This is a genomic window from Pedobacter jaeyakensis (assembly GCF_054461315.1).
On the sequence record NZ_CM136921.1, the window covers coordinates 4,250,775 to 4,266,493 of the forward strand.

The 15,719-nt window shown below is 40.1% G+C and carries 16 protein-coding genes; 2 read left to right on the top strand and 14 right to left on the bottom strand.

The window, feature by feature from the left end:
* Window positions 1-86 precede the first annotated feature (86 nt).
* Genes ACXZ1K_RS18795 through ACXZ1K_RS18810 form a run of 4 tightly spaced genes read right to left on the bottom strand, consistent with a single transcriptional unit; the run spans window position 87 to window position 2,486 of the window.
* Window positions 87-878, bottom strand: coding sequence for a DUF1295 domain-containing protein (locus ACXZ1K_RS18795; protein WP_458971224.1), 792 nt, complete (start codon window positions 876-878; stop codon window positions 87-89).
* A gap of 2 nt (window positions 879-880) precedes the next feature.
* A complete protein-coding gene (locus ACXZ1K_RS18800) occupies window positions 881-1,219 on the bottom strand; it encodes a DUF1475 family protein (protein WP_458971225.1) in 339 nt (112 codons plus the stop codon).
* A gap of 2 nt (window positions 1,220-1,221) precedes the next feature.
* Window positions 1,222-1,950 carry an acyl-CoA desaturase gene (locus tag ACXZ1K_RS18805; protein WP_458971226.1) on the bottom strand — a complete coding sequence of 243 codons (729 nt, stop codon included), beginning with the start codon at window positions 1,948-1,950 and terminating at the stop codon, window positions 1,222-1,224.
* A 38-nt stretch (window positions 1,951-1,988) separates the two neighbouring features.
* A complete protein-coding gene (locus ACXZ1K_RS18810) occupies window positions 1,989-2,486 on the bottom strand; it encodes a cupin domain-containing protein (RefSeq protein ID WP_458971227.1) in 498 nt (165 codons plus the stop codon).
* Window positions 2,487-2,649: 163 nt separating this feature from the next.
* On the opposite strand from ACXZ1K_RS18810, the gene ACXZ1K_RS18815 reads away from it, so the two are divergent.
* Window positions 2,650-3,321: a MarC family protein gene (locus ACXZ1K_RS18815; protein WP_458971228.1), complete on the top strand. Its 672-nt coding sequence runs from the start codon at window positions 2,650-2,652 to the stop codon at window positions 3,319-3,321.
* Between the two features lie 32 nt (window positions 3,322-3,353).
* Here the strand turns inward: ACXZ1K_RS18815 and ACXZ1K_RS18820 are convergent, their stop codons facing one another.
* The 5 genes from ACXZ1K_RS18820 to ACXZ1K_RS18840 all read right to left on the bottom strand — a co-directional run bounded on the left by ACXZ1K_RS18820 (window position 3,354) and on the right by ACXZ1K_RS18840 (window position 7,366).
* Window positions 3,354-3,950, bottom strand: a complete 597-nt coding sequence (locus ACXZ1K_RS18820; RefSeq protein WP_458971229.1) for a hypothetical protein — start codon at window positions 3,948-3,950, stop codon at window positions 3,354-3,356.
* Window positions 3,951-4,103: 153 nt separating this feature from the next.
* A complete protein-coding gene (locus ACXZ1K_RS18825) occupies window positions 4,104-4,466 on the bottom strand; it encodes a response regulator transcription factor (RefSeq protein WP_458971230.1) in 363 nt (120 codons plus the stop codon).
* A gap of 54 nt (window positions 4,467-4,520) precedes the next feature.
* A complete protein-coding gene (locus ACXZ1K_RS18830; RefSeq protein WP_458971231.1) occupies window positions 4,521-5,843 on the bottom strand; it encodes a DUF3887 domain-containing protein in 1,323 nt (440 codons plus the stop codon).
* 158 nt (window positions 5,844-6,001) lie between these two features.
* Window positions 6,002-6,178 carry a histone H1 gene (locus ACXZ1K_RS18835; protein WP_458971232.1) on the bottom strand — a complete coding sequence of 59 codons (177 nt, stop codon included), beginning with the start codon at window positions 6,176-6,178 and terminating at the stop codon, window positions 6,002-6,004.
* An 840-nt stretch (window positions 6,179-7,018) separates the two neighbouring features.
* Window positions 7,019-7,366, bottom strand: a complete 348-nt coding sequence (locus ACXZ1K_RS18840; RefSeq protein ID WP_458971233.1) for a winged helix-turn-helix transcriptional regulator — start codon at window positions 7,364-7,366, stop codon at window positions 7,019-7,021.
* 81 nt (window positions 7,367-7,447) lie between these two features.
* Between ACXZ1K_RS18840 and ACXZ1K_RS18845 the strand changes: the two genes are divergently transcribed.
* Complete coding sequence (locus ACXZ1K_RS18845; protein WP_458971234.1) at window positions 7,448-8,329, top strand: NAD(P)H-binding protein; 882 nt, start codon at window positions 7,448-7,450, stop codon at window positions 8,327-8,329.
* Window positions 8,330-8,451: 122 nt separating this feature from the next.
* On the opposite strand, the gene ACXZ1K_RS18850 is transcribed toward ACXZ1K_RS18845, so the two are convergent.
* Genes ACXZ1K_RS18850 through ACXZ1K_RS18870 form a run of 5 tightly spaced genes read right to left on the bottom strand, consistent with a single transcriptional unit; the run spans window position 8,452 to window position 15,677 of the window.
* Window positions 8,452-9,717 carry a YeiH family protein gene (locus ACXZ1K_RS18850; RefSeq protein WP_458971235.1) on the bottom strand — a complete coding sequence of 422 codons (1,266 nt, stop codon included), beginning with the start codon at window positions 9,715-9,717 and terminating at the stop codon, window positions 8,452-8,454.
* Between the two features lie 21 nt (window positions 9,718-9,738).
* Entirely contained in the window at window positions 9,739-11,172 is a 1,434-nt protein-coding gene (locus ACXZ1K_RS18855; RefSeq protein WP_458971236.1) for a phytoene desaturase family protein, read from the bottom strand.
* A gap of 60 nt (window positions 11,173-11,232) precedes the next feature.
* A complete protein-coding gene (locus ACXZ1K_RS18860) occupies window positions 11,233-12,918 on the bottom strand; it encodes a hypothetical protein (RefSeq protein ID WP_458971237.1) in 1,686 nt (561 codons plus the stop codon).
* Between the two features lie 38 nt (window positions 12,919-12,956).
* Window positions 12,957-14,291 (bottom strand): DoxX family protein, encoded by a 1,335-nt coding sequence (locus tag ACXZ1K_RS18865; RefSeq protein WP_458971238.1) that lies wholly within the window; start codon window positions 14,289-14,291, stop codon window positions 12,957-12,959.
* 15 nt (window positions 14,292-14,306) lie between these two features.
* The gene (locus ACXZ1K_RS18870) at window positions 14,307-15,677 is read right to left on the bottom strand and encodes a RagB/SusD family nutrient uptake outer membrane protein (RefSeq protein WP_458971239.1); all 1,371 of its coding nucleotides are present in this window, start codon (window positions 15,675-15,677) and stop codon (window positions 14,307-14,309) included.
* Window positions 15,678-15,719 lie beyond the last annotated feature (42 nt).

The following is a 15,719-nucleotide window of genomic DNA, read 5'->3' on the forward strand; positions in this document are numbered from 1 at the left end:
AATCGTAAGTCTAGGTTATTAAGTTTGCATACGATCAAAATAATGTACGCATAATAAACTATACGTTATTGCTAAAGAAAAAGATTTTAAGTTGAACTCTTTTTAAACCATGGCACGAAAACACTCGTGGTTTTCTGGTACTTACGGTATTTATCTCCTTTTGATCTTAGCGATTGCTCCTCCGTTGCCGGGATTCCCGTAACGTTGAAAAGAAGATAGAGTATAATCGCCGGGCTTATGAATGCAATCCAACCAAATGGTGCAGTTAGAGCGAAAATAGAATATGCAATCCACATCAGGGATTGGAAAAAATAGTTGGGATGTCTGGAGAAATGCCATAAGCCAACATCGCATACCTCACCTTTATTCACAGGATCCTTTTTAAACTGGTCTAATTGCCAGTCGGAAACTCCCTCACCAATCACAGCAATCAGCCAAATACCTATGGCAATATACTCTAAGAGGTTAAGTTGGGGAGCCTGATTAAAAGCAATCAGGAAAAAAGGAGCCGAAAGCAACACATTGGAAATGCCTTGAAATTGGAAGAAAGTAAAGAACTTAAAATCTTCACGAGGCGCCCATTCCTTTCTCAATTGTTTATAGCGACCTTCCTCTTCTTCCAGGTGACCAATAACCCGCCTTCCAAGATGTATGCCCAGTCTTGCTCCGGCAATGATCACCATCCCACTAATCAGTAATTTACGCAATTCTAACCCATCCGCAAGAAAATAAAGAATTACCGCAACGACCGGAAAATTGAGTGCCCAAAAAACATCTACTACCCCTGCATTGGTAATCTGCTTTGCCCAAAGCCACACAGCAAACATAATTACGCAACAAGTAGCCAGACATACCAATATGGTTATTAAAGGACTCATTGTTAGTTTTTGTTATTGATCAATTCTTTAACACCTTCTCCAGGTTTAAGTTTGAACAATTGAATAAGCATATACACACAGGTTGCGATGCTTCCCAGGCAAAATAACAACAACAGCCAAAGTATTTTAATAGCAATGTTCTTTTCTTTATAAAGTACCCATAAGTAAATCACGAAAAGATTAGCATAAAAGTCCCATAATGTTGCACGCATCCAGGGAATGCTGCCCAGAAAATCCCATTCCTTAAAAAGATTGCTCTCCATACTGGTCGTGATTACCTGGTAGGTAACCCAAACCAGGATAATAGAAAAGATAATCTTTAAAAAGGTGATGATATTCATAACTAAGTTTTTCTTATCCTGATGATGTGCATCCAATGCATCACCTTCATGATTGGGTAGGTAGGATCAAACTCAAACCATTTAGAAGCAAAATTCGGACTGTTAGGCTTTTTGTGGTGGTTGTTTTGAAACAACTCTCCCATCATTAGAAAATCCAATGGCAACGAGTTTTTGCTATGGTCATCATTGTCATGATTGGAATAACCGTACTTATGACCGCACCAATTTACAATAGCACCGTGTAACGGCCCCATTAAAAAGTGGATAGGCAATAATAGGAACATCCACCATGCTGTAGCAAAAGTTACATAGAACCAAATGTAAAAACTAATAAAAACAACCCTGGTAAGCCAGGAATCTCCAATCTTATCAATGATTGGCCAGGACGGGTACTTATCTCTGAACTGCTCCTCAGGCTCATGGTTATACTTAGAGTAGTTGAGGTAAATATTCTTGGTCTGGATCATCATGCCCCAAACATCTTTAACAAAATGAGGCGAATGCGGATCCTTCTCGGTGTCGCTATAGGCATGGTGCATACGGTGTAGAATAGCGTATGCCCGGGGGTTCAAAAATGACGAACCCTGCGATAAGAAGGTAATGGTATAAAAGAATTTCTCCCAAAAAGCATTCATCTTAAACATTTTATGCGAAGCATAACGATGCAGGAAAAATGTCTGTGAAAAAAGAGAAAGAAACCAGTGTAATAGAAAAAATAATAAAATGATCATATATGATATTAACGAAGAATATAGGTGATTAGATGTGTCTATCTTCCGAAATCATCCTGAACCCTTACAATATCGCTTTCATCTGATGGGTTATCCAAATCAGTGTGTTGCCAAATCTCTGAAACAATACCCCAGTCTTCTAATCCTATTAAACGGTGTCTTTCGCCTTGCTTTAACTTGATCGACTGACCAGGAGCTAGCTTTTGTAATGGCCCTTCTTCATCTGTATCACTAGTAACAACACCTACTGTACCATTTACTACTCTCCAGATTTCCGCACGGCGATGATGATATTGCCATGAAAGTCTTGTTTTTGGAGCAACTATTAAAATTTTAGGACTTAATTTACCGGAAATCCTCAAGTCTTCAACATTTAAACCTTCAAAATAAACGTTAGCAAACTGCTGAGCCTGGTCTTCATCTATAACAAAAAAACCACCCCAAGGACGAGTTTCATCACGATTAACTACATTAAAACCTTCAATCTTCAGGCGTTGTGCTACGCCATCAAATATTTCTTTTTTCTGATCTGACATTTTATAAGGGTATTATTTAATTCCCAAACTTAGGCAAAACTGATTTAGCTTTTGTAAACAACCTAAAAAAACTTTAATGCAAACTATATATTTGTCGGGAATTGAGTGCAGGGCTTTTGAAATGTGATGAACTAAACATCGATTTTTATTATCTTTAAGCCATATGTCAGGATTTTACGAATCTTTTATTCATCTGGTTTTTATTGGCATTATTGCCCTTTTTCCGGTAGTTAACCCGATTGGGTCTGCTTTTATGGTGAGCCCATTTTTTGAGCACCTCAACAAAGCAGAAAAAAGAACCGCAGTTACCAAAATTACCTTTTATGCATTTTTAATCTGCACCATTTCTTTATTTGCTGGTCAATGGATATTGCGTTTGTTTGGCATTTCAATCCCGGTGGTACAACTTGCTGGTGGTATCATGATTTGTAAAATGGGCTGGGAATTTTTATCAACTGATCAGAAAAAAAACAGCATTGACGATATCACTGAAGATGTAAATGTATCTGCCTATTCCCACATCGTCAAAAAGCTTTTTTATCCTATTACCTTTCCTGCAACTACGGGTGCAGGCACAATTTCGGTTCTTTTTACCTTGAGTGCTCACGGCGCTGTGTTTGGAAGCAAGTTATATTTTCTAAATACCGGAGCTATATTAACTTCAATTATGATCATGTGTATCATGATCTATTTCTTCTATCTCAATACGAAAACTGCCATACAATACCTCGGCTCTAATGGTGAAAATATTGTTAATCGTATTTCAGCATTTTTAATCTTTTGCGTTGGCCTGCAAATAGGAATAACCGGACTCAAAGCGCTATTTAGAATATAAATCTGGCCCTGATGACAATTTGGCTCTTACCATCAAACATTTCTGGAGAGCTTATCAATCTCCAACAGATCTAAGTTAAGGTGATGAATCAGATCGTATAGCAAGGAAATATTTTTATCATCAGACGGAACTTCCTCCAAGCAAAATTCAGAATAGCGTTCTATAAATTCATCGTAAATTTCATCTGGAACGTCAATTACTTTTAAATCCAGCTGACAGGTTACATGGAACAAAAGCTGCGCAATGCAGAAGTATACTGTATTGAGATTGATAACCAGGTCTTCGTAAGTGCTATTTTCCCAATTGATGATATAAACATAATAATTATCGGAGGCCAGCTGATTAAACTCATCATTCTCCATAACCTCCAGTTCATCCAGGTTATTGATCAGGTAATAGGTTTTCATGCACTTAATTACACGTTCTACAGAAACTAGTAGCATCTGGACAATAGGATCATCCACAGCTTCCAAAAGTTCAAAATCATCCGGATCTATGGTATCGGCTTCAACCAGCCCTTTCAAATCAGAAAGATCATTTTCAAATGCAAGCAAAAAAGCATTCTTTGAAAGCTCATTAATAATGAACCCTAGCGTATGCGGTACAGAACCTATAATTGAATCTTCCAAGGCATTAAATTTAGTTACCGGATCTCTGTATAGATGAATGTTAATCACCTAGCAGTAATATAACAAATAAATATAAGATGTACAACTCCATTAAACTCCAAAAAAAAAGCCCTGATAAAAAATCAGGACTTATCTATAAGCTTACAGTTGCTACTATTTATTCAACTGTGCATTAATGCGTTTCACAATATAGTCTATATCAAATGGCTTACTGATGTAATCGTTGGCGCCAGCATCCAGGCTGATTTGTTTGTTCTGGTCATTTGCCGACATCACGATAATAGGAATATGTTTGGTAAAAACGTCTCCTTTTAAATCTTTACAAATACTGGCTCCGTCACCGTCAGGAAGCATTACATCCAATATAAATAAATCTGGAACTGAATCCTTAAGTTTGCTTTTTAGTTCAGCAAAGGTAGATGAAAGCTGCAATTCATACCCTTCATCCTTAAGGAGTACTCCAATGATGTATCTTATATCTTCGTCATCTTCAAGTACATGTATTCTTTTAATCATAATTGATCTGGTTTTTATGTGGATTTGTTCTTATTCCTAGCAACAACTTTGCCATTATTTCATATTTATCCAGGCAGCGATATCATCGATCAACAAAGAAGAGACATTTGCAGGTTTTTGGTACTGCATTGCCGTTCCCTTTTCAGTCTGTGTACTCAACAAATGGTTCAAATCAACATAAGATTTTAATGCAACATTTTTCCTTTTGCTTAAAGCGGCAGTCCAAAGGTTAAAATCGTTCATAGAAACCTGGAAATCCATGCCACCTTGTGCGATAAAAATGCGTTGTTTAATTAGTTTCTTTGCCAGCTCTACTTGGTTGTAATTATTTAAATCTATCCAGTAGGACGCTGGTAAACCCAGTAAAACTGAATCTGCTTTGATTGTTGTACCTAAACTCGTTATTCTTGATTTTGCAAATTCTAAACCGGCCTCTTCCATCATTTTTCGTCCTTCAGCGGTTGTATCTTTAGAAAGCGCAAAAACGTAATTATTTTGTTCCACAATTAAGTCTGTAAGTTTTCTTGCAGGGGCAGCAAGCAAAATAATACCGTTAAGATCCGGAGCCAGACTGGCAATTCTCGGAGCGAGCATTCCACCCAGACTATGTCCCAATACAAACAGCTTTTTCTTATCTGCACCAGGTATTGTCCTGGCTAATGCCACGGCGGCCAACGCATCATCTAAAACTTCTTCCTTTACGGTGAAAGCACCTACAAATTCGTTTTGATAGATAATGGTACGTTTAACATACCTGATCGTAGCAATGCCTTTGGAAGCCAAACCTGAAGCCAAATCTCTCAATGGTCTATTAGGACCAACTGAACCATCCATATCGCTCGGGCCAGAACCATGCACGAGCACCACAAGCGGAAAATTTACTACTTTTTTAGGAACGGTTAAAATTCCCACCAAGCTGTGCTTTTCAGCCTTCACATAAATCTCTTTTTCAGTATATAAGCTTGTATCTGCGTAAGCTGGCTTAATGTACTCTGCAGAAGCAGCCCTGGGCTGTACCCTCAAACCTACAATTTTCTCAGCCTTATTAAAAGCGAGGCTAAAATTCTGAACGTCATTATCGAACCTTCCTTCTACAGTGAGTACATAAAGATCACCCTCAACAGCTTTACTGCTCAATACGCTTATTGACTTTAACTTCCCCAGTTTGCCTGTAATTGTACCCCACATTCCCTGAAACTTATCAAGTGGTGCCTGCGCCTGGAAGGATGGATCGATAAAAGCATAAGCCTCCTCATATTTTTCAGTACCCAGCAGGGTAAAAAAATCGTCGGCTTTACCAAATAGATTTAGCATACCTTGAGAAAATGCAGATGTTGTGCACAATAGTGCGATAAACAAGACAAAAAGTTTTTTCATGAATATTTTAGCGTGGTGGTTTCAAAAACTAGACTAACAAAGCTAACAATTTAATAGGTTTATTACCGCAATATCAATCCGCAAAATGGTTAAAAAACGTTAAAAACAAAACGGGGTTACGCTTTCGAATAACCCCGCTCCATTAAACGTAAAAGTGCTTATTTACTGTTTTTAGTTTCTGTAATTTCCGTACGGATTTCTTGAGCTAAATTTTTTAATTCTTGCATTCCTTTTCTAACTCTAGTACCCGCTGCACCGTTACCTGAATTGTAAAATTTAGCTGCATCTGCTTCGATTGTAGCTACCAGTTCTTTTAATTTTGTGAATTTTTCCATTTTTATTTTTTATAAGTAATTCGAATATAGTTTTTTATGATTAAAACGAAATAACTAAACCAAGAAAATTTAACATTTTTTATTTTATGAGGGTACTATGTTTAACAAAAACAACCAATTACTTAAACAACAATAGGCCCTAGCTACTATAATCGTCTCCAAAAAGGTATTTTTGCCCTGCCGTTTCACATCTATATTTTCCGATTAATCGTCACACTCCAATAGGGGATGAACGAAAACTGCGTCACCATTTTAAAATGTTTGTAAAATAGGAAGTCTATTTCTTTGATATCAAAATAATCAAAAAATTGAATTTACGAACGAAAGTGAGTGTTTGAGATTAGATCAGTGAGTGTAAAAACAGTTAGCAACTTCTTAGTAATTATTAATAATTTAGTATATAACTAATGGGTTGCATTATCCTTGACATATCATTGAAATATATTTACCTTATCTTTAAAATATCATATAAGATAAGTCAAGGATATCGCAACCATAAAGATAACATATCGATAAATAATAATTATGTAGTAGTTATATGGTTATTTAATTGTAGTTACTAATTATTCATATCGCCTCGTTACACGTCTTTTATCTAAGGTTGGCAAATATTTCAAAGTCAGAGAAGACGCCGAAGTTTCTATTTGTCAGATCAGTTAACTTATAGTATATGAATACTATTTCTGATGAAACGAAAAAAGAAGCAGGAAAATTGGTGGAGGATATACTTGCAGATTATCTCACTACATCAGAATAATATTGGCGTTAACAGCTCTCCAGATTTACTTTACTGTACGTCACAACAGGCGGGGCCATAGGCTCTGCCTTTCTGTTAACTATCTAAATTGAGTCTTGTCTTGCCCATGCTACCATGGCATCTAAAATTGGAGTTAACAATTCTCCAGATTTCGTTAAACTGTAAGTAACAACAGGCGGCACCACTGGTTCGGCTTTTCTGTTGATCAGACCGTCCGTTTGTAGTTGTTTTAAGTGCTGGATCAGCATCTTCTCTGTGATCTCAGGTATCGCTCTGCGCAACTCACTGTAGCGCTTAGGGCCACTCATTAAATGAAAGATAATGATGGGTTTCCAGTGCGAGCCAATCTTGTTCATAACGTAAGTTACCGGGCAGGCACTTACTATTGTTTTATTAAAATTCCTTGTGGAGCTCTCTTTAACTGCTGTCATGTTACATACTTTGGGGTAAGTACTTGTATAAAAGTAAGTACAAATATACCTTTGTGTATCATTAATCAAAAATAAAAAATCATGAATATCACAATCACAGGATCACTGGGAAATATCAGTAAACCACTAGCAGAAAAATTAATTAATGCAGGACATGAAATAACCATCATCAGCAGTGATGAGGATAAGAGATCTGCTATAGAAGAATTGGGCGCTACAGCAGCAATCGGCTCTGTGGAAGATGTCGCTTTTTTAACTGAAGCATTTTCAGGAAAAGATGCCATTTATACAATGGTTCCCCCTAATTATGGCGCAACAGATGTGAGGGGATTTATTTCTGGCGTAGGCAAAAAATATGCGGAGGCCATCAAATCTTCGGGCGTTAAGCAAGTAGTAAACCTAAGCAGTATCGGCGCGCATTTAGACAGCGGCACTGGCCCTATCGCCGGCTTGCATGATACAGAAAATGCATATGCTGAACTATCAGACGTAGCTGTAAAGCATTTACGCGCAGCATATTTTTATATCAACTTCCTGGCAAATATCGACATGATCAAGCATGCGGGTATCTTGGGATCAAATTATAGTGCTGAAACTCTATTGGTACTTGTACATCCTGTTGACATTGCAACTGCCGCAGCCGAAGAATTTGAAAAAGGTTTTACCGGACAAAGTATCCGCTACGTTGCCAGTGATGAAAGTACCGCAGGTGAGGTTGCTAAAGCCTTGGGTTCAGCCATAGGTAAACCTGAGTTACCTTGGATAGAATTCAGTGATGCTGAGGCTTTAGCGGGCATGACTGGTGCAGGTTTGCCAGAGCCAATGGCCAAGAGTTATGTAGAAATGGGAGATGCTACTAGAAGCCAGAAATTGTATGAAGATTATTTTGCGCACAGACCAGCTACGTTGGGTAAGATTAAGCTAGCAGATTTTGCAACGGAGTTTGCAAGAGCGTATAATTAATTGCATCCGGCCTTTTTAGATTTGTCGTTGCGAGGTACGAAGCAATCCCCTAATGAGATTGCTTCGTACCTCGCAACGACGGATTTAAGCCAATAATGGGTCTAAATGTATCGTACCGCACGCTATTTAACCTGCCCGAACAGCAGGAAGGCAATAATCAATGTAATGATGACATTGAATCCTTGGGCAATTAAAAATGCATAAAACGGCTTCTTGCTGTTCTTACCAAATAGGTCTTTGAAATTTGTTTCTAAACCTATGCTGGTGAAAGCTAATGCGAACCATAATCCCTGAAGGTTCTTGAGACTGCCTTTAACTGCTGTATTTGTTTCAGGAGAAACGAAAAAAGAGAAAAGTAGTGAAGCGCCAATAAAGCCAATTACAAACTTCGGAAATCGCTCCCATATTACTTTAAGCGTTGATTTGCTTGCTTTATCCTGACCTGCCGGGTGTTTGGTATACGTCCAGTATACGGAGATGGCAAATGCCGCAATTCCAAGCAATACGTTCTGAGAGAATTTAACGATGGTACTGATCTTCAGTGCTTCTTCCCCAACCAATGTTCCAGATGCGACTACAGCACCAGTAGTATCAATACTTCCACCCAGCCATGCGCCGGTAACGGCTTGCGGAAAATGAAAGTATGCAGCAATATATGGCATAAAGATCATCATCGGTATGGCAGTGATCAGCACCATAGATATCACGTAAGAAAGCTTTTTCGAATCCCCTTTAATTGCACCGGAAGTTGCTATCGCGGCGGATACTCCACAAATAGATACCGCACTGGATATCATCATGGTCAATTCGTCATCAACTTTGAGTTTTTTACATAGCCAGAAAGCAAAATACCAAACAGACAACACCACAACCAAGGCTTGGATTAAACCTAATGAACCTGCTTTTAAGATGTCTGAAAAGATAACAGAGGTTCCTAACAACACCAAACCAATCTTTACGTAAAGTTCTGTAGAAAGGGAAGATTTAAGCCATTCAGGCAATTTCAGGAAATTTCCGATCGCCAATCCTATTGCTAAACTAAAGATTACAGCTTCCAGGTTCAATGCTTTCACTTGTGCGTTACCTGCAAGAATTAATGCAATGATGGTGAGCAGATATACAATTGGAAAGGTTTTCAAATTGCCGACTATTGATTTGCCTGTTAATATGGCGCCAAAAGCAGAAATAATAAGCACGAAAACGAACTGTATGAGAATGATCTGAAGGTTGCTTCCAGATAATACAGCAGATGTTAATTCATCGGCTGTTTTCCAACTAAACGCTGGAACGGTTAACGATATACCTGCTAGGGCTAAAAGAATAATGAGGCCTCCAAGAATTACGACTACCCAGTCTTCGTGAACAACCAGCTTTTTTTGATCTGACATGATTTATTTGTGTGTTTTAGTTTAAATATTTATTGAAAAGATGTCTTTGAGTGCTCTTTTGGCCGCGTGATAACCACACATACCGTGGACCCCGCCACCCGGAGGTGTTGATGAGGAACATATATACAATCCTTTGACAGAAGTACGGTAAGGAGAGCTACGCAATGCCGGTCGGGTAAAAAGCTGACCAAGATCAATTACCCCGCCATTAATATCGCCCCCAATGTAGTTTGGATTGTATTGCTCAACCTCTGCCGTATTCATAGTATGCTTAGCCAATATCAGATCTCTGAAACCTGGTGCAAACCTTTCTACCTGACTTTCTATAATGTCGGTCATGTCTTTTACCGAACCATTGGGTACGTGGCAGTAAGCCCACGCAGTATGTTTACCTTCGGGTGCCCTGCTGCTGTCGAAAATGCTTTGCTGAGCTAGCAATACAAATGGTTTTTCTGAATGTTGATTGTTCCAGATTTGCTTTTCCGATTCAGCGATCTCCTCAAAAGTATTCCCCAAGTGAACTGTTCCGGCTCGTTGCGCTTCTTTTGCTGTAAACGGGATTTGCCCGTCAAGTGCCCAGTCGACTTTGAACACCCCCATCCCATAGCGGTATTTTTCCAACTGCCATTTATATATCGAAGAAAATTTATGCCCTGCTATTTTAAGCAGTTGTTTTGGTGTCACATCGAATAACACCGTCTTTGCCGAGGGCAATTCCTCCAGCGACTTTACATAATGCCCTGTTTCAATCTTTCCACCTAAGGAAAGAAAATAAGAGGCAAGCGCATTGGCAATTTCCTTTGATCCACCTTGCGGAATTGGCCACCCTTTGAGGTGCGCCGCAGTTATTAATACGAGTCCGATTGCCGAGGTGCTCAAATTACTTAACGGTTGTATAGCGTGTGCAGCCATTCCGGCCCAAAGGCCTTTGGCTTGCTTTGTTTTAAATCTCTTAGCAAAATGGGATGCAGAAGTTAAAGCTTTAAGTCCAAAACTAGCCATTGCGATGGGATGCTGAGGAAAAGTAAGTGGTCCCAGCACATCTGAAGCAATTTCTGGCCAGTCGGCAGCTAGCTTTTCAAAGATCTCCAGATATGTCTTCTCGTCTTTGCCCAGCGAACTGGCTGTTTCCTGAATGGACTTAGTTAGGATTGCTGCAGTACCATCATCAAATGGGTGTGCGGCTGCCCGGTCAGGGAAAAGATATGTTAGCCCATGCTGTTCTAGCGGGAGGGTATTAAAAAACGGAGAGCCAATGGCCAGCGGGTGAATGGCGGAGCAGACATCATGTACGAAGCCTGGCAATGTAAATTCTGCGGAAGTGAGCCCACCGCCAATAACCTCTTTGCCCTCTATTAACAAAACAGAAAGTCCTTGCTGCTGCAAAGTAATGGCAGCAGCAAGTCCGTTTGGACCAGAGCCCACTATAATCGCATCAAATTCAGTTTTGCTCATTAATTTTTTCTGTTGACACCAACAATATCATCATTCTATTTTAAAAGAAAAGTCTTTATTTTAATACTTACCTGCGCTTAACGTACTTTCAGGAAGCACATATTTCCTGTTAATTTTATCAAGTACGACATAGATCGAATCCTTTGACTCGTTAATGCCGCTCAGAATAACCCGCGATCCGTCTTGAGTAGCATATTTTAAAACCATTCTATTTCTTTTAATTTTTGGTTCAGGTCGCGCAAATTCACGGTCTCTTCTTGTTGACCATGCTTTAGGATCGATCATTTTATTCTCATCTCCAATATGTTTCCAGGCTGCGTCGCTGATCCAATTATCGGCTTTTTCATGCTTTTGCTGACCAGCAAAACTTTGCCTTGATTGCAATCCGGCTCTTTCACCACGAGAGGCGACTGCATTCTTATCTTGCAAATATAAAACATGGTCTATAGTATCTGCATAATAATGAAAAGCACGTTGTCCGCCTGCTGTTCCAGCAATTTCAAAGGTTCGCTGCACATCTCGCATCGGACTGCCACCCCCATTTGAAGGATCTACCACAACTGGCTTGTTCACCCTAAAGGTAAGCGTAGTCCATTTTTCAAATGTAGCTTCTTTCCACCTGACAGAATCTAAGGGAGAATATGGGATTACCTGTCCGTTAATTTTGAATTCCGTTACCGCATAATTGCCTCTAAGGGATTTTACACCAGCGGTAGAAGGCTGCTTATACGGATCATACTTGAAGTTGATCACTTCTGTATAGGTAAGGATAACGAAGAAAATTAGAATAGCCAGCCCCTTTAATGCAATCCTGGTATATTTGTATGCGGGCAAATTGTAATTTGGGTAATAGAAATGCGGAACGGTATAGCGCTCTAAAATTAACAGGTTATACAAGCGTGGCACATCCGCAGCGATTACAAATGAACCAAGCAACACAAAATAAAAAGCGTAAACATGTACTCCCCCATCGTAGGCGTAGTTTACAAAAGTGATATCGCCCAATGCGCCAATTAATAAAATAGCACCGAAGGTGGCGGTCTTTCGGAACATAAGTAATGCCCCAGCAGCCAGTTCAACAATGCCTCCAAAAACCTGATACCAGGGCACGATACCTACGGACAGCCAATAAATCTTTTGTGCTGTGAAGTCTCCAAAATCAGTATTTAACAGCCCAAGTGAGGGATACGGCATTTGCGTTGGAAAAAGCTTGGTGAATCCGAAGCCAATAATCCCGATTGCAGCCCGATACCTGACTACTACCGTGAGCCAGTAATAAAGTACGTTGTATGAAGGCCTTTTACGATCGATTAGCGTCCAGATTAACCCGATGATTACCGCGATTACCAGGGCGTTGCCCCAGGAACTATAGTCAGCTATCCAGCTCCTATTCCTTCCTGCTTGCGCCTGGGCGTTGACTGTTTCAGGATTGTTTCGTTTAATCTTTTGCTTACCACCCGACTTTTCTTTCTGCTGCTGAGCTGCTGCACCAAATTCCCCCTCTTCACTGCCTTGATTTCCAGATTTCGAAAATAGGGATGGTACATTAGTTCCGTAACGCGCAATATCGTAGATGTCGCGGTAATGCGGACGAGTCCAGTCGATGCCAGCCAGACTTTTGTACCAGCCTCCGCTTAACGGAATAGACACCAGGATGAAAAAAGCAAATGCAATACGAAATGCGATTTTCTTATAAATGGACCATTGAACGGGAGAACTTCCAGTGCTGTTTTCTATGTTAGCCATCTTAAATATTTTTATAATTACTTTTCATCTTTGTATTATCAGAGCTTTAGTCGACCGCGGCGACCAAGCAGGATTGGATATTTTTTATCGATCTTGTTTAGTAGTACATACACAGAATCCTTAGTATTGCTTACACCCTGAAGTATGATGGTAGCGCTATCAGGTTTACTATAATGCAATATCAACTTGTCGTTTTTGTAGTTCTTGTTCTTATTTTGCAATGTCAGAACATGGCTTACGGTATCTGCAATATAACTGTAGTAATGCCTGCCACCGGAGCCTGCCAATTCATAATTCCTATCTTCATCTTTGTAAGCTACCTGTTCATAATTGGTAGAATCCAATTGAACTGGCCGGTTAGATCGAATACTTATTGTTGCCCATTTCTCAAATACCACATCTTTCCATCTGATCGGATCAGTTGCATTATAGGGAAATAACTTACCATTGAGTTTGAACTCTGTTACATTGTAGATCCCACTTGTGTTGGTGATACCCGCTGTGTGGGGGAACTGGTAGGGATCGTTTTTGTAGCCTTTGTAAGTTTTGAAAGCATAAACAAAGACAAAAAAGAAGATGACAGAAATCTTTAAGACTATGCGTGCATTTTCCTGCCAGCCCGGAAACTGTGGTTTAAACAAATTAGGTACAGTAGGTTTACCAAGCGACACCAGGTTATAGATTCTTGCTGCATCATAAGCAAAAATAAATAGTGCAAGGAAGATCAGGTAAAAGCTGTAGACGTATTCTCCCCCCTCATAAGCCAGATTTGAAATAAAAACATTTCCGGTAAACACCAACACGATCAATGCGCCTATAGAAGCAGTTCGTCTAAAGAACAACAGAAACCCCGCAAGCAGCTCAACACAGCCTAGGAAAGATTCGTAGTGAGGAACTACTCCGAGACTTAATGAAAAGATCTTCCAATCCGTAAAATCGCCATAGTTGGTGTTCAAGTTGCTGATTGAAGGAAAAGGAGCTTGTAAGGGAAAGAATTTGATGAATCCATACCCGATGATACCGATGGCCAGTCTATACCTTAAGATCACCCTCAACCAATAGTAAAGTTTGTTATAATCAGTACCTGGTTTTTCCTTGCTGGCCCAAATGGCCGTGCCGATTACCGCAACTACCGCAATAATGATCCAATTAACAAAGCTATCCTGTGGGGTAATGAACCTTGGAAAGTAGCGAGTAATGTAAAAGATGTCACCATACTTTAAATTAAGCCAATTGATCGAAAAGATTCCACGATAGTATTTCCAATCGAGCGGAATGGTTTGAAGAATAAAATAAATAAATAAGAAACGCAGTGCTACTTTTTCGTAGCTCTTCCACTCAGCAGAAGGTTGTTCTAGTTTAACTGTGCTCATGATATGACTATAAATTTAGTATCCAGGATTATTTGGCCGTAATGCAGGATCAATCAACAATTGATCATTAGGAATTGGCATCAAATATTTCCTGGTGTCGGTAATGTTCAATACAGCCGCAGCTCTCCCTGTTCTCACCAGGTCAAACCAGCGGTGTGGCTCCAACGCAAATTCAATTCTTCTTTCGTTTTCGATAGCAAGCAAGACGTCTGCTTTGGTTGCCGCAATGGACGTAGCTAATCCTGCCCTGTCCCTCACTGCATTCAGATCAGCCAGGGCTCCAATGATCTTTTCATTGGTAACAGTTGCGCCGTCGGGCGCCTGGTTTGCGCGCGCCTCGGCACGGATCAGGTATAACTCCGCAATCCTGATGACATATGACGGATCTGTTGCCGGACTTCTATAATAAAGGTTCCCGTACCAGCGGTTTTGGTTGTCTTTCGCTACCAACACACTACGTGTCCCTCCAATGAGTGGGTTGTTTACCAATGCCACAAAAGCATCATTTGGAGCCCATTGCCTGGTTCCCCCATTGGTTTGAGGCTGCCATTGACCGCGGTGCCCATTCAACTCTGCTGCACTATAAAAGATTTCGAATACCGACTCCTGTGTGCCCCTAACATCATTCTGGAAAAATGACCCAAACGGTTTCAGGAGTTTATAGTTGGTATTATCTGCAATAAGTTTGGTGGCATAGAGTTCTGCATTAGCCCAGTCACCGCGATACAGGTAATAGCGTGATTTCAATGCCCAAACAGTTTTTTTGGTTGCCCGATACCTGTTTGTGGTTTCTGTAAGCAAGGGTTCTGCTTTTTCAAGATCGCTCAATGCTTGAGCATAAACCTCGGCTTGGGTGCTTCGTGGAATACCGCTATTGTCTGTGGCAGACTCGGTAGGTTTGGTGATGATGGGTACCCCGCCCCATGTACGGGCCAAATCGAAATATGCGAGTCCGCGAATGAAATAGGCCTGACCAACAATTAGATCTTTATTGGCTTGTGTTAACAAGGGGTCTGTAACCAACGGTACTTTTGTGATCACCTGATTAGCACGACTAACAGCAATATATATCGCGCTCCAGGCACCGCTAATGGTGCTGTTATCTGCACTTACATTATGATTGATAAACTCTTGTACCTGAGATTGTGAGCCGGTCCAGGCTATATTATCTCCGTTGAGGTAACCGATTGATTGAAAGGTAGTGCCATAATAACCCCCACTTGCCAATGCTGCATAAACACCCGTTAATGCAGTTTGTGCCGAAGCGTTGTCGAAAATGGTACTCTTGTCTGAAATTGAGGCCCGTGGCTCCACATCCAGATACTTTTCACAGGATGAAAAAGAAAGTGCTGTTAGCACCGAAAGTGTATATAATACTTTTTTCATGGTTGCTCTTCTTGATAAATTGTTCTCTGATTTAATAGCTAG